The organism is Gramella sp. AN32 (genome assembly GCF_023718305.1).
In the GTDB taxonomy this organism is placed as follows: domain Bacteria; phylum Bacteroidota; class Bacteroidia; order Flavobacteriales; family Flavobacteriaceae; genus Christiangramia; species Christiangramia antarctica.
Genome location: NZ_QEYO01000006.1, coordinates 163,285 through 182,356, shown reverse-complemented (window position 1 = coordinate 182,356; position 19,072 = coordinate 163,285). Strand labels below are relative to the sequence as shown.

Here is a 19,072-nt window from a genome sequence, read left to right as displayed (position 1 = left end):
AAACTTTCAAACTACTGATTAGTCTTACAGGAACTTCTATTTGAATTACTTGCATAGGCTAGGCACATATTTTCATTTTCAAATCAAAATTTCGTTGAAATTTCTTATCAAAATCCCTCTGTAGATTTAAATCCTTACTTACTTTATAAAAATGAACCTCAAAAGAAATTTCTTTTTCCCCAACCTTTATAGATTGATTCCTATTGATGGAGTTAACAAGCTTATCATAATCCTCTTCATCACAAGAATAGATAAAACCGCATTTTCTTATATTGTATCTGCTGCTGTAATAGGCTAAATAACTAATAAGCTGAAACCTGTCTTCCCGAAGGACCCCGGCGAAATTCCCTTCTGTATAAAACCGTTTATACTTAACATCAAATAAACTTATTTCCTTTTCAGTATGTTCAATAACTACATCAGGAAATAAATGATTTTCACTTATACCATTTGGTACCTTAAACTCCGTCTTATTTTTTTCAGCTAATTCAAATCTCCCCTTTAATATTTTCCGAATATGATGTTCGAATAAAAGAGAAATATCAAAAACAAAGGCAGAAAACTCGGAGTCGGGGTTTCGAAAACTTAGAAACTCATCATTAATAATCTTTCTGGACAATTCATAAACTTCATTATACTTATGATAAAATGGGTTTGAGACTTTCGTACTTAAGGTAGTTTGGGAAGTACGTGAAAAATATAAATTGTCAAAAGTGCGTTTGATCTCCTGTATATCTTTTAAAAGGAAATTGCTTTTTGAACGCGCAATTTTCTTAAACGCTTTCTGAATGGTATAATTAAGATGATTATCATAACTGTGTTCGTTAAAAGCACACTGAGTCTTACCATCAAAATATTGCTTTTTTATATAAGCATTGATATCAATACTTCCTCTTATTGTGGAAAGTTCTTCACTTCTCTTCTTATAGGTTTTGTAAAGACCCATCGCAAATGCTTTTTTGATTTGCATTTTCCAGTATAGTATTAAGATCCACTCTCCAAAACCTACATCCTTACTTACACCTCCAAGGTTTTCCAATTCTATAAACCCGCTGGTATTAGCAATCATATATTCAAGAAAAGAATTCCCAAAACGACAATTGATATTTAACTGATGGTTTTTGTAAAAAAAGGAACCAACTATATTAAATGTTTTAATATCTATCTCGTCATACTTACTACCGGTGATTTCAAGGATCTTTTGATCTCTATTCGCATCAAACTCGTGGTCTTCTAAAATATAATTTAGCTTAAAAGAACTTAGGTCAACTTGCTCAATATGCTGTTTTATAGAATGCATAAAATCAATTATACCTCTTTGTCTTATAAATGGTATATCTAGTTTCTTTTTTCGATAGGTACTACAGTTGAAGTCTTGATCCAAAGAAATTGAGCCTGCAGGTTGGTACGGCTTAAAGCTGTTATCTTTTATTTCACTATTAAAATATTCTGAAGCTAGCATCAATGAAAAGACGTTTTAAAGGTTTTTATTTTTTCACTAGTCTTTTTATCATCTCCCAGCCCTCTGAGATACTCTTCAAGAAGTGGGTTAATAAAATTACCCCATAAAAAGCCTTTCACGTGGTTTAGATTATTAAATTTCTCAGGCCTCAACTTTATTAACTCCAGCACATAAGCGTGACCAATTTTATAGTGTTTATCCAAGACCTCATCATTTTCAATTTTCTCATTTAATGCCTGAAGAGAATTCGAAAGTTTTTCAGCCCAATCATTCCATCCGGCTTTAGAAAGTTCTCTAACCACAACTTCGTAATCAGGTTCTACTTCTTCCCACATAAAGCGACGGCGTAGAGCAAAGTCAAATGCGTCTACAGATCTGTCTATGGTATTCATTGTACCAAGCAGATAAATGTTTTGAGGCACAAAGAACCAGTTTTCTCCTTCTTCCCATAAGAAGGCTGAATCACTGCCATCATCTTCACATAAATGTGAGTATTGTGTCTTAATTCTACCCTTATAACCACGATATTCTAAACTCAGCATTAATTCGCCAAAGACCTTTGACAGTTCCGCACGGTTAATCTCATCTATGATAAAGAAAGCAGGTTCAATGACCTCCTGAATAGTTATACCTGGTGCAAGATCCAAATTACTTATTCCTAAAATTTCTTTCTGTTCTTTATTTAGGTCATTAATCCTGATACGGGAAAAATCAAAATCTTTTCTTTTAAAATCCTCGTTATGGAGAAAATCCTCATCCCTGAATAATGCTAACTCCTTTTCCCCGTTTTTTTTGCAGAAGTGTTTAAACGAACCATTAAATAGCTTTAAACCGCCACCATTATTTGGTCTTATCCCTTCAAAGAAATCTTCATAGGAATAACTGGGATGGAACTGGACAGTTTGTATAGCGTAATTCTTACCTATTTCTTTTCCAATCTTAATGCGATGCGCATCGATTATTTCCTTTGCTCTTATTTCAGATCTATACGTTTTCCCGGTTCCCGGAGCTCCGTAATATATAAGCCCTTTTTTCAAATTTATTTCATTGTCCAACATATCCGGTAATACCCAGAAAAACATCTGTTTTAAAACAAAATCTTCGGTGTCTACCAAATTGCTTAACTCCAAATGTTGATTTAAATAATCTCCATCAACCTTGATGTTTAATTTAGATGCTATAGCCTTTTTTAGATCCTCTAATTTCCCCGGAGCATCGGGTGAAACAAAATCTTCTGGAAACAGAACCCGCAAAAATCGGAAAATCACAGCTTTATAGGATTTCCCATTCTTCACTCTTAAAAGATTATTAGATAGTAGATCAAAAGCTTCATCCTTCTTCGAGGTCAACACTTTAAAAATTAATGAAGAATTGGCATTATCTATAACTTCAGTTTTATGAGGGTTATCACTAGTGTCCCAAACCGACCCTTGTTGAACATTACCAACACCATTGTCCTGATCAAAAAAATAGGCATTAAGAAAGTCTTCAAGTGACTCTATTTCATAAACATATCTTTTAGAAAGATTCTCTGGTGGTGGAAAAGAGGCATTATTAAATACATTATTTAATTCTGCAGTTTTTTCCTCTTCACTTAAACTTTCGTAATTAGCTATTTTTTTAAGTTCTGCCCTAATCCTTTGAATTATATCTATTCGATAAGCAAGGGTTTTATACCATCTCCATTCCCTGGCCCCATAATGCTCTTTAAAATAATCAAAATATAACTGTAGTTTATTCTTCATTCTTAGTTTGGTTGTCTGTTTCAAAAATTTTCTCAAAATGCGCCCAGGCCAGTTTATAATCTGCTACGCGGTCACACTTATCAAAGGGAGCGTAGTAAGTGACTTTTTTGCCGTGGTAGAGTTCGCTTTTTTCTATGGTATGTTCGTAGGTCTCACCGGCTTTCATTTCCTTGATGCTCTCCCACTCTTTACGATCCAGACCGACACCTTTTAAGGTCTTACTACTTGGAGTGAACACAATCTTTCCTTTTTTATCATACCAAGTATCTTTTTCGAATTTTTTAGAAATAGGAAATTGAATATTATAAATTTCTATTAAATCCTCTAAGTCTAAGTTTAAAGCGATTGCAGTTAAGACATCAATTTCAACTAATGCCTGTCTTCTAGAATAAAGATTCCGTAGAGGCTGAACTAAATCTTTCCGATCAGAAGTAATATTTTCCAGCCTTTCATCTTCTTTACTCCAACCACCTTTTGTAGAAGTTAATCTTAAGTTTTCCTTCCAGAAATCACTATATAAGTCATTAACACAATTTAATTTAAGTGTTCTTATAGCAATATGTTGGAATACATCCTCATTAATAGCAACAGGTAGATTTTCCAACCTGCTTCCGTACAAATTGGTTGATCCAATTGTTTTAATTAAGAAGTCATAAATGATAGAACTTGAAAGACCTAAAAATTCCAATAAATCTTCTGACTTATTTAGAGAAAGAGAAAGCACTCCATTGACGTGTCCCGATTTTCTTGGCAGTAATGCTGGTTGGAGAGTACGCTCACTTTCCAGACTTAACATTTTACGAAAACCAATTTTATAAGATTCTAACCAGTTCTTAAATTTTCGATCGTTCTCCATTTTTTCCAAAAAAGCTATATCAGGAACATAATTGGTTCTTGGTAGAAATTGAAGATTCTCTTCTTCCAAATCAATATAATCATAATGTGAATTTTCGGAACAATTGACTTGTGGAGTTTTAAATAGAGGGTTACTGACCGTGATATGAGGACCGGAAAAAATTAGTTCATTTTTTATAACATTCGGAAACTTTGTTTCTCGACTTATTATATGTTTAGTTATATCACTCGTTTCATGGAAACCCTCGCTGAAAGCAGGATTTTTAAATTTTAGTTTTTGGCTCCAATCACTAAATTTTTCTATTACTTTTAAAACCGCACTGGAATGAATAGTTACCAATTTAATAGAAGAGTAGTCCTTCGTATTTTCAAAAACTTCACCTATTGACCTAAGTTCTTTTTCTGTAATGCGAATGATTCTTTTTTTATTACCATTCAGATTCCACCTATACTTTCTCGTCTGTTCATCATATATCATTGGAGATAAATCTACTTCCTCTTCAGATCTAAAGTAAAGATCAATGGCTTGAGGAATTAATAAATTATTTATTGAATAGAAATCAGGCTGTTTAATTCTTCCTCGATAGATATTTATGGAATAAGTAAGACGATGATGGACTTCAGCAAAAAGGTTAAATACATTGATAAACTGAAAATGATATTTTAATCTTTTATATACCTCTCTTCTCAAATACTGACCTTTGGGATCATCATATACACCTTCAGGGTGCAAGAGCCCTAAATATCCATTTTCTGAAATCCAATGAAAACCATTTTCCAGAACACATTTGTACAAATTGGTTTGCTGTCCTTTTAGAAGCGGGTAATTTTGAAAAGCATTCATAAAATCTCCCGCCGATTCAGTAGCTATATTTTCCTCGTAGTATGCACTTTTTTGATCCTCTACTTGTAAAAATTCCTCCTGAAGCTTTCTAACTTTAGGCGCTGAAGTTTTACGAATTTCCAGTTCCGGAAAAACTTCACTCATTAAACCTTTTTCTTCAAAGGTAACTTTCAACCAGGGCGGGTTTCCTACAGCTACATCAAACCCACCCCGTTCCTTGAACACCTCAATAAATTCGAGCTGATAATGAAAATACCGGTGTTTTTCAGCCAGCTCATTAACTATCTCACTGCGCCGGTTGGTAAATAGAGATGTGGGACGTTTTTTTAACAGGGCCAGCATTGAAGCCTGCACAAAAGTTTTATCCTTTTTATAATTTTTAAGACTGGGCTCGTGAGCTTCTTCTCCAAAAAGTCTTCCCTGAATTGGTAACTCTTCAAAAACCTCTTTTTCTTCTTTTTTACGCTGAGCTTCCTCCAAAGCTTCCAGGTCTACATTCAATATATTGTCTATATCATCATACCACTCGGTACGGCTGGGTAAATGAGTAGCATTCCTTACATCCCAAAACCAAAGGCTACACCAATAGTCCATAATCAGTTTCAACTTGTAATAAGGCGCGTTGGTTTGGTTTCTCTTTTTGGCCAGCTGTTCTTTTTCATCGTAACTCTTGGCCTTCAGCTTGATTTGCTCATCGGTTTCATAAGCTCCAAAAAACTCCTCTTTTATCTGAGTTTCCCGATTAATAGAGCTCTGAATCAGGTAATGTTCCTCCAGTAAATAATCAATGGCTTCGGAGATCTTTTGTAGCCGCTCAAATTCATTCCCACGTATTGGAGCACAAAAATCTTTTTTCCAATCACTCACGTGTTTGGCTTCATCGGGATATTCTCCTTTCAACAATTTTATCCCTGCCGAGGGTACCATATTGGCATCGGGCAATAGAAAATGGTAAATTTCATCATCCCTTCGCTTAATTTTTGTAACACCAAATTGCAAATGTTTCGGAGCTTTTTCCCACCATCTTTTTTTTGCTCGCTTATCGTTTGTGTCAAATAAAAAGTCCTTGCTTCTAAAAACTTTTAACCAGGCACCAACCACAGCATTCCCCACGCCCAGGCGATAGCCAAAGAAAGGGGTTTGCATATCTTTATGAATCACATTAAGCCAAAGCGAAAGTTTACCCAACTCCACCGCGGTAGGATTTAGATCCACTCCATAAACATTGTTTAGAGCTATATAAGCCTTGATTTTTTGTAGTTCTTCCCTGTACTTGTCTGGGGCTACTTTTTCTTTCTTCTCCTCTTGCCGGTACAAAAGGTATGCTTCCGCCAGTTGGTTGATTACCTCATTGTGAAAAGCCGCAGCGCCCATTGCCGGTTCCAGAATTTTTAACTCCAGTAACTCCCCCGCCTTCATTTCACCATTCTTCACCCGTTCCAAAATGGGCTTTAGGGTGTACTTTACTGTAGTTTGGGTTAGCACCTCCGGGGTATAATAGGAAGCAGATTTCTGCCGGTCCCTACCGCTTAATCGATAGATAAAGGTTCCCTTTTTAATAACCTTCATCTCTCCCGTTTTCTCTATATAAACCTCATCTTCGTGAAAATCGTCCCGTCGGGAACGGGGCACCAGGTAAGATCCATCTTTCTGCGCGACTCTCGCTGAAGTCTCATTTCCTTTACGCTTCCGATGCACCTCTATATAATCGGAATCTGCAAAGAACCCTCTAAAAGCTAGCAAGCTCTCATAAACACTCCCCAACTGGTTAATCCCAAGGTTAGCATAAGAAATACGTCCCCTGGTTTTACCTTTTTTCTTTCGGGAAAGCGATAGTTGCAAAATAATATCCTGCCAGATCACATTTCTAATCTGTACCCTGGGAAGAATGCTTAATTTACTCTCATCAAATAATGGCGAATCTAAATGCCTTACTTTAAAACTCCGGTTTTGTCCATCTTTCTCGCGATATCCCGTACTTAAGAGATAAAAAAGACGGCTAAGCGATTCGTGGAAGAAATAGCCATTCTGACTACTGGCGGTATTGAGGGGTACCTGTTCCAGGTCCCTGAGCATTTCTAGGGAATATCCGTGTTGATAAACGGCATCATCGGCCGGAAGTATATCAAGATCACTGCGGGACTCGGCATAAAACAAAAACAACAGCCTGTACACATAATTCAGGCATTCATTTTTAAGGGTATCGGCATCTATCTCTTCCAGGTCAAGATTTTGATCTTTCCAGGAGAACACCGCTTCATTGGCCAAAGCCTCTACAGCGTGAATAACTCCTTCCTTAAGATCTTTAGTAACCTCATAGGCACTCTTATGCGAATCTTCCTCTAATTGTTCCATCAAAACAATCTCACTTCCGGGGGCAAGAGTTTCTTTGGCAAGCAGGGCATAAAACAATGCGTAATAATCCTTTTTTACTACAGTTTCATTAAAAAGTTCTTCCAGATCAAACTCCAGGTAACTTCCTCTAAACCATTTCTCCTGTTCTAAAAGAAAATAGCGGTTCCCGGCCATCAGCAAGATAAATTTTGGCCGCTGGTGCATTTCCATTAGAAACAGTTTAGAAACAGCTTCATTCACCACCATAGGAGAGATCTTCAGGCCTTCAGGAACTTTAAAAACATTACTCCATTGAGAGCGGTGATATTTCTGCGGAGGATTCTGGCTGCTCTCCTCCTCAGAGTGGTATTGCTGTTCAAAAAGTCCATCAGGATCTTCATCTCCATCCTTAAACAAAGGCTGCATTTCCATAACCATCAGGTGAGGCTGCTCCCCACGGTAAAGTGTATTTCGAACAGGCAGCACGACAGTTTCATTTACGTGAAAAAGACTATCGTACTCCGGATGATCTCCGGGATACCCCAAAGCATTTAAAACTGAAGTATGAAAATTATGAGTTTCGGTAATCCGGTCTTTTGTCCGTAATTTCCCGTCAATAAGAAGTTGTTTATAGCGAAAATATTTATCCTTTAATCCGCTGATTCTTTTCTGAAAAAATTTCTGATCTTCTGCCGCATAACCGGTTTTCTCAAGCACCTTCTTCGGAAAATCCTCATCGAAATAATTGGAAGAAAAAAAATCGCCTGTATTCTGTATGAATTTAATCATTCCCTGCTATTGCTTTTAATTGTAAAAAACTGAAATCACCTTCAGATATGGGTCCTGGTCCAGTGATTTAAGGTCTTTATAAAACTGACTGGTATCGCTGATAATCGTATCTATTTCTCTTTCGCGTTCTCTGAGCTTTCCTTTCCAGTAATTACTTTCTCCTTTTTCATCAAGATCTGCCTGTAATTGATCTTTGGCAGTTTTGGTCCAATGCTTAAGATTTTCTTCATAAACCGCGATATGCCTTTCCATTTCCAGTTGCCTTACCTGTTGAAGTTGGTGCATATGCATCTCATTGGCAAAGTCAATCACGTCAGGAAGCAACCCTTCCAGCTGATGTAAAATCTCTTCTGAAATATGTTGTGTTGCGAGCTCCTTGTCTATTTGATATTCCGCGATGAAATCCTTCAGCGGCATAGGCTTTTTAAGGAGCCCACCTTCAAAGTTGACAGGTATCACAAAGAAGTCTGAAATCACCGATTGCCCAATATTATTAGCAACCTGGCCGTGTACTATAAACCACGCCGACTTTTCAGGAAGCCTGGAAATTCGTGCAGCAAGAGCTACGTCTTTATCTACACTGGCCTCCAGTTTGGTCATCAAATATTTCATTACCGGATGCAGATCATACAACATTTGGAATTTTGACCATTCCCCTTTTTTCTTTCGGGCCTCTTCGATAGATTTCTGAACCTTGTCTTTATCCAGGGAAAGCCGATAAATATCATTCAGGCCTGGTTTCGCGGTTTTGGGAAGATCAAATAAAACACGATGTAGTTCCTTCGTATTTTTTATTTCCAGATAAGTATCATCAACAAAAGTGGCATCATTAGACTGCATTAATTGTTCAGATTTCAACTGATCTATCAGGTCTCTGTAATAATCTGAATCATTTTTATACAGGGAATATTCTTCCTCAATAGGATCTTCTTCTATTTTGGAATCAGTAACATCAGACTCCCCGCCAAAAAGTACATCAAGATCAAACTCATCTTCGAGGAATTTTTCATTTTGTTCTGCTATAGCTTTCTCTGTTCGCTTCTCTTCCGCATTGGAATCATATAGATTCATGACCGAACCGACATCTCCGAGAGTTTTATGAACCTCCTCCTCTTTTTTGGTGAGGTTTTCAATGATATGTAAATCGGTTTTTAAGCCTTCTGTTTCTGAAGTTCCCAGGAGATAATAGATATACGGCGTTTTGGTCTGCCCGTATCTATCTATTCTACCATTCCGCTGCTCCAGAGTAATTAAAGACCAGGGAATGTCATAATTGAACATAATATTACAATAGTAATGAAGGTTTACCCCCTGGGAACCGGCATCAGAAGTAATAAAAATTTTAATATCTGAATCTTTTTTTCCGAAGTCTTCAATATATTCCTGTTGTTCGGCATCGCTAAGACCTCCGTGAAACTCTCTGATAGCTTCATCATTAACCTTAAAATCCCGCTGAATATTTTCCTTGATGTATTTTATAGTATGGATACGTTCTGCAAAAACAACTATTCTATCGTCATTCTTTCTGCCATTCCACCCCAGCTGAATAAGCCTTTCCTTGAAGGCCTGGTATTTTGAATCAGCCCCGGTTTCAATAAGCTTTTCAATCTTATCCCTTAAATCACCCAATAGGTTGAGATTATCTTCTGCGGTATTGGTTTCTGCTCCTGCATCCTTGATTTTCTCTATTCTGTTTCTAACAGTTGCAAGAGCGGCATTTGGAGAAGACATATAAGCTTTGAATAACCCAATGGAGAATAAAAGATCCCTCTTTTCTCTTCGTGTTCCCTCTCCAAACATATCCTCCTCTGTATTTTCATTAAGAGTAGAAAGAGCTTCAAACTTAATCTTCTGTTGAATCTGGAGAAGATCCTCCTCCGGTTGAGAAAGTACTGCATGGATCGGAATGATTTCCCTGTCCTGAAAATTAGAACGAACCTTCTCATCAAGGATATGATGTTTAAACCTACGCATATAATAGGGCTCGATATCTTCCTTCCCGTATTCTCCATTTCTGGGAATAGCGGTAGGCTCGATCATATTGATGAGGTTCGCGAAATTTTCCTTTTTTCCGTTGTGAGGTGTGGCTGAAGTAAGGATCAGTGATTCACACCGTGTAGCGAGAAACTGTGCCAAACTCCCTCTCTGACTGCTGGAATTAGCAACCGTATGAGCTTCATCAATTACAATTATATCCCATCTCGACTTCTCAATATAATGCCTGAATTTTGCATTGTTTTTTAAAGTATCTATAGAGATGATGGTTTTGTCGTAATATTCAAAAGGGTTTTTATTAGCAGGCAATTCCGATTTTATTTGTGCAATCCCCTGAGAATCCAGGCTCACTAAAGGAATTGCAAAGCGGTTCCAGATTTCCTGCTGAAACTGACCCAAAATTGATTTAAGAGCCAGGACCATTATACGTTTTCCTTTGCCTCTTTTAATCATTTCAGCCAGGAAAATCCCCACTTCAATAGTTTTACCTAATCCAACCCCATCCGCCATCAACATTCTTGGTCGTGGTAAACGAAAAGCTTTATTAGTAGGATCAAACTGGTAATGAGAAATATCAAATGCAGCTTTATGGGCAATGGTAATTTTCTTACTATAGGTGGTATTATTCCGAAGTTGAGTTTCCAGGAAGAGTTTTGTGCGTCGATAAGCGTAATCTTCATCCGGGACAATTCGAGTTTTAACCGGGTCCAGAACTTCAATATCTGTATCGATGCGGGAATCGAATTTAAAACTCATTCCCTTTACGAGTTCACTAAGCCCCTCAGCACTAATTATTTTAGAACCATCATAGTTCTCGATTACATCAGTTATCAAAAAATCTTCCCCTCTATTCCCGATACGAGCTCCGGGAACAAAATTATTTTCAATCATAAAATAAGTTCAAGGTTTCAGGCTTGTTAAAAATACCTTAATATTTTCTAAGCACCAACAATCTTGTAGGGAAGATTTTTAATCTGAAAATCTAGCGAAATATAGGAATTTTTTGGTTTAGAAATAATCCACCATTAATAAAACCTTTAGATTTTAAGCTTAAATCCACCTTTGGAATTCCAGTAATTCAGCAAATACTCAATCAAAGTTTAAGTCTGTGAAATATAGTTTAAATGCTATCTCTTTAATAAAATTAATGATAGTACTGAAACAGAAAATTCCATTGATTTCCAAAATTTCCGTAAATTCAAAATAAAATAATATGTGTTATCGTACCAAATTGAATTCCAGACTTGCTGCTATTGAACGTTCGTTTGAAGCTCGTTTTGTAGAGCCTGAGCTGTTTTCTCCCATGGATGAGATCAATGCCTTCACTTTTATGAAAACACCGGTAATTACCGATGAGAATCATGGAGAAATTCAAATGTTCAACTGGGGATTGATTCCGTTTTGGGCAAAGGATGATAAGATCAAAAAAATGACCCTAAATGCCAAGATTGAAACTGTTTCGGAAAAGCCGGCTTATAGGAATTCCGTCAAAAATCGCTGCCTTATTATAGCAGATGGTTACTACGAATGGCAATGACTGGACCCAAAAGGCAAGGAAAAACAAAAATATCTGCTTATGCCGAAAGACCAGGAAATATTTGCCTTTGCAGGAATTTATTCCACCTGGAAGAATCCTGAGAATAATGAATTAGTAAACTCCTACTCTATCGTAACCACCGAAGCCAATGAGCTAATGAGCGAAATCCATAATAACAAAAAGCGAATGCCCGTGGTACTCAAATCTGCAGATCATAAGTCATGGCTCACAGGAAATGAAGTTTCAAATTTTGCTTTTCCGTATGATGTAGATTTGGAAGCAAAACCGGTTTAGGATAAAAAACTAAAAAGGACTAGTTTCCTTTATCCCGCTTTCAGTAACTTTCCACATTCCATCTTCCTGGATGAGTTTGAAGGTTTCAGGATTATCTTCAAACCTGGTACTAAATTTAACCCAGGCCGTTTTCTCATCTATAGATTCCTCAAGAACCTTAAAATTTGATGAGGATGAATTTTGAGCTTCAAACATGTCCTGTACAGAAAGGAAGGACTCATAACTCTCTGCAGTAGTATATTTTTTTAACTGGGAGTTATCTTTAGCATAAAAGCTCTCCACGACTTTTTGAGCGGTCATGGCAGGACTCATCTGAGATTCAGTACAGGAAACACAAATAGCCAGAATCAGGATAAATACATAATTTTTCATATTAATAGAAATTAGGATTATTAATGAAGCGCTGTTTAATTTTCAATTTCATATTCCGTTCGCCATTCTTTTCATTTAAGTCAAGTATTACTAATTTATCATCAGCAATGGAGAATTTTGGCATTACATATACAAACCGAGCGCTTTCCCCTACTCCAATCTTATTCGGCATATCATATTTGAATATCGGATCCAGAACCAGGTTTTGCATGGATTTCCTTTTTTCATTTTTTCGGGTTTTAACCGAAACCTTCAAAAAGTTGACTTCATAATCTATTGCCGACCTGTTCTGTATTTCCATCACAAAATACAAATGCTCTTTATGGAATACGATATTTTCAAGCTTTATAACAACTTTTTCATTCCGCTTGCGAAGCATTCCAGACTTTATATTTTTATTCAACAAATAAGAACTAAACTTCTGAAAATAAAGTCGGTCATTCAATGATGGTTTAATTTGAGTATTGAGAGGTGAATCAGTTTCAATTTCAACATTTTCAGGCTTAGCCACAACCCGGTTAACATTGCCAATACTCCCTGATTTTTCAATAAAATAATTTAGGTTTTGAAGCTCTTCGGAATACTTTACAATATACGAAAAAATACTACCTGAATTACTGATAAACAGTAAATTACTTTCTTTTCCGGGAGTTGCCTGGAGCAGTGCAAATGTTTGTTCTTTTTCCCTGTTATAGGTCAATACAAAATTATCGGAACCCGCAATTCCCTGCTGGATTGGTTCGGGAAAAAATAGGGCTACATTCTTTGTATCGTTTGCAAAAATGGTATCCAATCGGGAATCCTTGGAATTGTGAAAGCCTTGGACCTGGGCATTTACAATTGCAAAAGGAAAAATGAGAATGATTGATAAAATGAGTGAATTTTTCATGATTGTAGAATATTAATGAGCCTTTAAAATGAGCTTATAGTTATTGGTAATAGTGACTTTGATATTCTTATTATTTCTTTGGAATATGTCTTTAATTCCTGAAACCTGTGGAACTCCGGCTACATTGATATCTTCCACCACATCGCCTATGACTACCCTGGTGGCATCGCTACGGAAACTATTTTCAACATAAATCCCTTCGCTGCCATCCTGAAGGTCAAAAGCTTTTAATTTTACCGGTTGATGTTGAATGTTTTCAATTTCAATTAGCGCCCTATTCGGCTTGAAACTGATAAACCCGTAGATGAGGGAATTTTCTTGAACAGGTTTACCATTTATCACTGTATTTTCTATCACACGCATTCTCAGTCTGGAATTAGTTTTCACTACCTGCTCGCCGTCTACTTCTGCGTAAATAAATGGGTCAGTATTGAAATCTATTTCAGTTTCATTATTTAAAGGTTGGGAGGCGAAAAATAACTGGTGTTCCAGCCCAATTTCCTTAGCTGACAGGCTTTCGTTTATTTCTGGAATAATGGAATCGGCTATTTGTACTTCAGGCTTTCTTAAATCCGGCTTCGTCTTTCGATAGCCGTTCTCGCTGTAATTAACTCTGCCCGATTTATAGATACTATCCACGATACGTTCCTTTTCCTTAATCTCAAGGTCTGGATCATAAAACCCCAGGGAATCAATTAGTTTTTCGTCATAAATACTCGGAGCATTGGTTTCCCTGACTTCCCTGAGCGCATTAATGGCGTCGAGTTTAGAATTGTATTGCTCCTGCTCTTCTTCCAGTTCCGGTACCTTGGTTTGTTTTAATTGTTCAAATTCTTCAGAATCATCACCTAAAACCAACACGGAATAAGACACGATAAAAATGATAACAAATGCCAATATACTTCCGAAGACTACTTTATTCTTTTCTATTTTCATATTCGATCTTTTTTAAACTGTTTTCAAAATAATTGGTGATCAAAATTCCGTGAGTATTATTGGGGAAATTCCGATCCACCTGAATCAGATTACCGGTAGATACCAGTTCATAAGTATCTACAATACTTCCCCGGTTAATTTCAAAAATGGTAGTGGTCTTAAAATGGAAAGGCACTTGTTCCAGGTCTAGTTCAGAATTTATGCTCAATACATTTTGTACTAGGGAATATTGAAGTAAGCGGTTATAAACGCCATCGGCTTTCTTCTGTCGGTAAACATTGTCCACCGAACTGTTCCCTAACCAGAGTGCTTTCTCAAGGTTCTTTACGTAATTACTGGCATCGATATCATAAAAATATTGATGAAATAATTCCAGGTGTGCCAGGGCTTCAACTTTTAAATTTTCTTTCTGATCTACCCACTTTAGCGGAATTACCGCTCCATCTGTACTTACTGCAAAGGCATTGTTTAAAGCTTCACGGTGTATGTTATATACCAGCCAACCAGAAAACAGGCTGGTGACGACTGCGCCACATACCACCGTAATTACTATAATGCGATTGATCTTTAGAACACTAAAAATGTTGTGATAGGCTGTTTTCATTAGGCGGTGAAAAGTTTAAAGGTGAATGAAGTAGCTCGTGTGTATAATTTAAATTTCAGAAATACGATAAAGGCTATAGACCCGGCTTCTATGATGATTTTAATAATTCCGTTATCGGTTGATGATCCTAACAAATTCGACCAGAAGTTGATATTAATTTCCGCATAGAGAGCGTTTACAAAAACATTCACCAGGAAAAATGCAGGAACGAGCATATAAACCGCCGCATACATCCTGAAAAAATTATAGGCCATATTTCGGAATTTCTCAAAAACGGCTAGGCTAATAATCAATGGGAAAAAAGCCTGCATGATTCCAAGGAGAAAATAACGTTCCGCTAAAAACAATGGGTAAATGAAAAGATCCAATACCCATAAAAATAATCCGATTATAAATGAAAGTACTTTTACAGGGTAAAGCGGAGTTACCAGGGCTTCATACAACAAAGCCATCGCCTTTTTTGCTGCTTCTATGGCACCTACATCCTGCTCGATATCAATATCCTGCAGCTGAAGCGGTATAAGCGCAGGTGCAGTATCACGATAATTGGTTTCAATCGCTACCAAAATACCATCAAAGACACCCAGCACCTCTGTTGAGAATATGACCAGTAAAACGATCACAAAATTCTTAGCGAGTTCTCCAGGACTCAAACCCCAGGTATAACCATCCCTATCGGCAATTCCTTCATTATATTTTTTGAGAATATTTACCAGAAACAACATGACCCCGAGACTTTTCATCCCCGTAATTGTGTATTGCGAAAAATCGCTGCTTTTGATAGTTTGAAAAACAGCGTCCACATATTCCAGTCCTATTCCTAAAAATATACCCATAGCCGTTTAGTAATCAGTTTCCCTTTTGTTAATTTTATCCTGCATCTCCCGAAAAGAAATGATATCGCGATAGCGTTGGGTCTTCTGGTTGATCTCGGCCACCATTTCTTTTGAATTCATTTCTTTTTCTTTCAGGATGGCCGCTCTTTCAGCATCGGTCATTTTTAAATAATCGCTGGAAAGTATCTGGTCTATAAAATCCAGATCTTCCAATGAGTTTTCAATAATAGAATTAAAGGAGTCTGAAATACGGGTCACTTCTTCCGGTTTGATATACGGTGAATTCAGGATCTCCCTGAGATCGTCCCGAACTATATCAAATAGCCGTTGATTATTTTCCGTGATTTCCTGGACCGCTTTCAATTGTTTTACCACATTATTTACTTTCTCCAGATTTTCCTTTTGTTGTTTAAGGAAATCCACTGTTTTCAATAATTGTGAGGTTTGTTTGGCCGATTCTATAAGCGATTTTGCAAGACTTATAAAATTGGTGTTGTCATAAACTGGCATTCCCTGACTCGCAACTCTTGCGGGCATGATTAGGGCAATAACTATCGCCAGCGCTGCAATTTTAGTTTGATATTTCATAGTTTGATCTTTTAGATGTGAATTCAATTATTGCTTTTTCCATATCAGAATATTTTTCATAAAGTCTCATAATCTCTTCATTTTCCCAACCATCGGTCAGGTACGCTGCATAAGCTTCTTTCGGAACTTCCAGGCGGAAAATATTGCTCTCCTTACCGATCTTTATAAATATTTCAGTGTATATCCTGGGGCCGACAAAGTTGTTTTTAATGGATTTCAGCTGATTTAAATCATGCATTGAGAGGTTCAGACGTTTTTTCAACTCGTCATATCCTTTTTCATTTTGAAGGCTGTAAATGACCTGAGTATTCTCCAGGATACTTGCTGAGGTGGAATTATTGGGAAGCTGATTGATAGATTGAAGAATGATCCCTATCGCTCCATTCTGTTTCCGAATAGCCTGGTAATAAAACTCCACGCTTTCCAGGACGTTTTCGAATTTCAGTTGTTTGGCAAATTCGTCAAAAAGGATAATTCCCTTTTCAGCACGGTTTCTCCAGATGGTCCTTTGTATAGCAGATTTAATTAATTTCAGCATTACCGAAAGGATCTCCTTGTTATCCTTCACTTCATCCAGTTCAAAGACGATAAGCCTTTTATCTTCAATTTTATAGGTTAGATCTAATCCTTCTTTAAATAGAAAACTATAAATTCCATTTCCTACATATTCAGACATAATGTGAAGGAAATCAGTGATATTAAAATAATCCGGATGAACTTTTAATTGATCATGTAGATCTTTTTGATTCTCTTCTATAAAGCGATAAAAACTGCCCAACGAATGTGGGATAGGAACATTTTGATAATAATGGAGTAAGATCTTTTTAGTGGAAACCGATTGCGCCTTTGTTACTTTCAAACCGGAGGCGAACAATTCGAAAAGAAAATCTGCCAGATCTTCCAGACGCTGGGGAGTTAGGTCCTTGAGATCATTTATATAAAATGGATTGATACCTAAATTTGTTCCCTTTTTATAGCGTAGAATAGCATAGCTGCCAGGGTATAATTTGGCAAATTTGGCATAAGACCCTCCAAGATCAATGATCACCAGACGCACACCACTTTCAAAATATTGACGGAGAATATTATTGGCCAGAAAGGATTTGCCTTCTCCAGTTGGGGCAAAAATTGCAAAATTCCTTGCCTTGATCCGCTTCTTTTTCTCATCCCAAACATCTTTGAAAACCGGGATATTATACTCCCTGTCATTAAAAATGATTCCGGTTGGATCCGATTTATAATTTGTATTATTTATAAGCATACACAATGCATGCTTGAGATCGGTGACATATAAATCCTCATTCGAAAAATTAGAGGAGAAACAGAAATAGCTGTTAAGGAAATAGTTCTTACGTTCTTCACCACCCGGATAGTATGGTATGATATCCAATTCTTTAAATTCAGCCTTTATTCTGGATGCTATTCTCTGCAACTTGCTGGCCTCATCTGTCCAATAGATGACGTTTAAATGCCCGCGAATAATCCTGGAGCTATCGTCGTTATTAATCTGATCCTGTATATGCTGAATTTTTTGGAGAACCACCTTATTTTGTGATCCAAAATTGGAACTTTTGTTAAGCTCTTCTATTTTTTTGTCCAGCAGCTTTCTCCATTTGTGTTTATCGTCCAGATAGATGATCTGGTTTACTATATGGTTTTCATTTAAGGTCAGGCCTAAACCATCAATAAAGCCCTGGTGAAAAATAAAATCATCAGAGGTAAAGTGTTCATTTCTTTTGCTGCTTTGAACACTCTCCCCGAAACACAATTCACTGTTTATGGATAGTAAATCGAAATAATTATCTCCTATATGTATACCTGATTTATCAAGCAATATATCGGTATCACAAGCTTCATTGAAACCATTAAAATAAGAATCGCTAAAGCTCATTATACTATTTTCAGCAAGAGGAACTAAGCTGACCTTACGGCTATTATTGATATAGGAAACCGAATCTGATACCGTACTTACGAAGTCCCGGATATTTTCCTCCAGTGTCTCAGGAATTGTTTTTGAAATGTTTCTGAAGGGGTTTTTATATTTAGCATTGTTTAAGGATTTGTTTTTTGTCAGCACGAAAAACAAATAGCTTTGGTGTTCTATGTACTCCCGCCCTTTAAAATGATTATGGGTAGCCTTTTCCAAAAAAGTTTTATTGGGAAGCTTTTCTGAAGAATACTCCTGCTTTAAATAAACATCCTGTTTGTGAATAACACAGGATGCAGGTAGTGACTTGAATGCCTGAAAGAAAGTACTGTGCAGTTCATCAAAATCTTTTTCTGACAATGAGTAGATTTCGGGAAGTCTAACCTGATAACATAGAATCAGGTTCCCATTACTGGCAAAAACCAAATTATCCTGAATATCAAAGATTGGTGAATAGGATGCTAGGTTAATTTTCTTCATAATTTAAAAGGCTTGATTTTTTATTGCTGATAATACCTGGAAAGACACTTGAAAATTGAAAAAGCCGGGGATTGCTTGATATCCTGATCAGAATTATATAGAGACCGGTATTACAAATAAAAACCCCAATGATCATTGTTAAGCTGAAGGAGAAAATAATCACCATAAGTGAGCCTACGATACAGATCATCATCAATGCAAACATGGTGATTGGAAGTCCCCAAATCATGGCTCCTTTTCTAATATTTCTATATACCTCGAACTGTTTCATTATACAACGATGCTTATGAGGTAAGTAAAAATTCCAACCACCGCTCCGGCGATTAAAACAAAAACCAGCACACGGGTGATTCCCTTTTTCAAATCGGCATTTTCACCAAAAAAATGGCCGGCATTAAAAAGGAAGCCTACCAGAAATATCACTCCGAGAATGATGGGAAAAATTGCTCTGATAGTGTCGGAAATGTCCGCTACAGAATTTTCTATACCGCCAATCTGTGCGAAAACTGGAATAGAAAAAAGAGACAAAAAAAGTGTAGTGTAAATAGATCTTTTCATGATGTTTCGTTTTTTGACTGTTAGTTA

Annotated in this window: 13 protein-coding genes and 1 pseudogene; 1 reads left to right on the top strand and 13 read right to left on the bottom strand. The window is 36.8% G+C overall.

Annotated elements, in window-relative coordinates; genetic code table 11:
* Positions 1-58 precede the first annotated feature (58 nt).
* From DHD80_RS09155 to DHD80_RS09140, 4 genes are all read right to left on the bottom strand, one after another.
* Positions 59-1,300 (bottom strand): hypothetical protein, encoded by a 1,242-nt coding sequence (locus DHD80_RS09155; protein ID WP_251740863.1) that lies wholly within the window; start codon positions 1,298-1,300, stop codon positions 59-61.
* Between the two features lie 161 nt (positions 1,301-1,461).
* Positions 1,462-3,207 (bottom strand): AAA family ATPase, encoded by a 1,746-nt coding sequence (locus tag DHD80_RS09150; protein WP_251740862.1) that lies wholly within the window; start codon positions 3,205-3,207, stop codon positions 1,462-1,464.
* Positions 3,197-8,029 carry a hypothetical protein gene (locus DHD80_RS09145; RefSeq protein WP_251740861.1) on the bottom strand — a complete coding sequence of 1,611 codons (4,833 nt, stop codon included), beginning with the start codon at positions 8,027-8,029 and terminating at the stop codon, positions 3,197-3,199. Before DHD80_RS09145 ends, DHD80_RS09150 begins: the two co-directional genes overlap by 11 nt.
* Positions 8,030-8,044: 15 nt before the next feature.
* Complete coding sequence (locus DHD80_RS09140) at positions 8,045-10,915, bottom strand: helicase-related protein (RefSeq protein ID WP_251740860.1); 2,871 nt, start codon at positions 10,913-10,915, stop codon at positions 8,045-8,047.
* A gap of 322 nt (positions 10,916-11,237) precedes the next feature.
* On the opposite strand from DHD80_RS09140, the pseudogene DHD80_RS09135 reads away from it, so the two are divergent.
* Positions 11,238-11,855: pseudogene (locus DHD80_RS09135) on the top strand (SOS response-associated peptidase).
* A 9-nt stretch (positions 11,856-11,864) separates the two neighbouring features.
* On the opposite strand, the gene DHD80_RS09130 reads toward DHD80_RS09135, so the two are convergent.
* Genes DHD80_RS09130 through DHD80_RS09090 form a run of 9 tightly spaced genes read right to left on the bottom strand, consistent with a single transcriptional unit; the run spans position 11,865 to position 19,045 of the window.
* On the bottom strand, positions 11,865-12,227 hold the full coding sequence (locus DHD80_RS09130) for a hypothetical protein (protein WP_251740859.1): 363 nt from the start codon (positions 12,225-12,227) through the stop codon (positions 11,865-11,867).
* A gap of 1 nt (position 12,228) precedes the next feature.
* On the bottom strand, positions 12,229-13,116 hold the full coding sequence (locus DHD80_RS09125) for a DUF4138 domain-containing protein (RefSeq protein WP_251740858.1): 888 nt from the start codon (positions 13,114-13,116) through the stop codon (positions 12,229-12,231).
* A 12-nt stretch (positions 13,117-13,128) separates the two neighbouring features.
* Positions 13,129-14,052 carry a conjugative transposon protein TraM gene (gene traM / locus DHD80_RS09120; protein WP_251740857.1) on the bottom strand — a complete coding sequence of 308 codons (924 nt, stop codon included), beginning with the start codon at positions 14,050-14,052 and terminating at the stop codon, positions 13,129-13,131.
* A complete protein-coding gene (locus tag DHD80_RS09115) occupies positions 14,033-14,656 on the bottom strand; it encodes a conjugal transfer protein TraK (protein ID WP_251740856.1) in 624 nt (207 codons plus the stop codon). The genes traM and DHD80_RS09115 overlap by 20 nt, the downstream gene beginning before the upstream one ends.
* Entirely contained in the window at positions 14,656-15,492 is an 837-nt protein-coding gene (locus DHD80_RS09110) for a hypothetical protein (RefSeq protein WP_251740855.1), read from the bottom strand. Before DHD80_RS09110 ends, DHD80_RS09115 begins: the two co-directional genes overlap by 1 nt.
* Before the next feature lie 6 nt (positions 15,493-15,498).
* Positions 15,499-16,080, bottom strand: coding sequence for a conjugal transfer protein (locus tag DHD80_RS09105; RefSeq protein WP_251740854.1), 582 nt, complete (start codon positions 16,078-16,080; stop codon positions 15,499-15,501).
* Positions 16,064-18,487 carry a TraG family conjugative transposon ATPase gene (locus tag DHD80_RS09100; protein WP_251740853.1) on the bottom strand — a complete coding sequence of 808 codons (2,424 nt, stop codon included), beginning with the start codon at positions 18,485-18,487 and terminating at the stop codon, positions 16,064-16,066. Before DHD80_RS09100 ends, DHD80_RS09105 begins: the two co-directional genes overlap by 17 nt.
* Positions 18,474-18,758, bottom strand: a complete 285-nt coding sequence (locus DHD80_RS09095; RefSeq protein ID WP_251740852.1) for a hypothetical protein — start codon at positions 18,756-18,758, stop codon at positions 18,474-18,476. The genes DHD80_RS09100 and DHD80_RS09095 overlap by 14 nt, the downstream gene beginning before the upstream one ends.
* On the bottom strand, positions 18,758-19,045 hold the full coding sequence (locus DHD80_RS09090; RefSeq protein WP_251740851.1) for a hypothetical protein: 288 nt from the start codon (positions 19,043-19,045) through the stop codon (positions 18,758-18,760). The genes DHD80_RS09095 and DHD80_RS09090 overlap by 1 nt, the downstream gene beginning before the upstream one ends.
* Between the last annotated feature and the right edge of the window lie 27 nt (positions 19,046-19,072).

Excerpts from the sequence above, each read along its gene's own strand:
- DHD80_RS09155 (WP_251740863.1), bottom strand. The coding sequence starts at position 1,300 with ATGCATTCTATAAAACAGCATATTGAGCAAGTTGACCTAAGTTCTTTT.
- DHD80_RS09150 (WP_251740862.1), bottom strand. The coding sequence starts at position 3,207 with ATGAAGAATAAACTACAGTTATATTTTGATTATTTTAAAGAGCATTAT.
- DHD80_RS09145 (WP_251740861.1), bottom strand. The coding sequence starts at position 8,029 with ATGATTAAATTCATACAGAATACAGGCGATTTTTTTTCTTCCAATTAT.
- DHD80_RS09140 (WP_251740860.1), bottom strand. The coding sequence starts at position 10,915 with ATGATTGAAAATAATTTTGTTCCCGGAGCTCGTATCGGGAATAGAGGG.
- DHD80_RS09130 (WP_251740859.1), bottom strand. The coding sequence starts at position 12,227 with ATGAAAAATTATGTATTTATCCTGATTCTGGCTATTTGTGTTTCCTGT.
- DHD80_RS09125 (WP_251740858.1), bottom strand. The coding sequence starts at position 13,116 with ATGAAAAATTCACTCATTTTATCAATCATTCTCATTTTTCCTTTTGCA.
- traM (WP_251740857.1), bottom strand. The coding sequence starts at position 14,052 with ATGAAAATAGAAAAGAATAAAGTAGTCTTCGGAAGTATATTGGCATTT.
- DHD80_RS09115 (WP_251740856.1), bottom strand. The coding sequence starts at position 14,656 with ATGAAAACAGCCTATCACAACATTTTTAGTGTTCTAAAGATCAATCGC.
- DHD80_RS09110 (WP_251740855.1), bottom strand. The coding sequence starts at position 15,492 with ATGGGTATATTTTTAGGAATAGGACTGGAATATGTGGACGCTGTTTTT.
- DHD80_RS09105 (WP_251740854.1), bottom strand. The coding sequence starts at position 16,080 with ATGAAATATCAAACTAAAATTGCAGCGCTGGCGATAGTTATTGCCCTA.
- DHD80_RS09100 (WP_251740853.1), bottom strand. The coding sequence starts at position 18,487 with ATGAAGAAAATTAACCTAGCATCCTATTCACCAATCTTTGATATTCAG.
- DHD80_RS09095 (WP_251740852.1), bottom strand. The coding sequence starts at position 18,758 with ATGAAACAGTTCGAGGTATATAGAAATATTAGAAAAGGAGCCATGATT.
- DHD80_RS09090 (WP_251740851.1), bottom strand. The coding sequence starts at position 19,045 with ATGAAAAGATCTATTTACACTACACTTTTTTTGTCTCTTTTTTCTATT.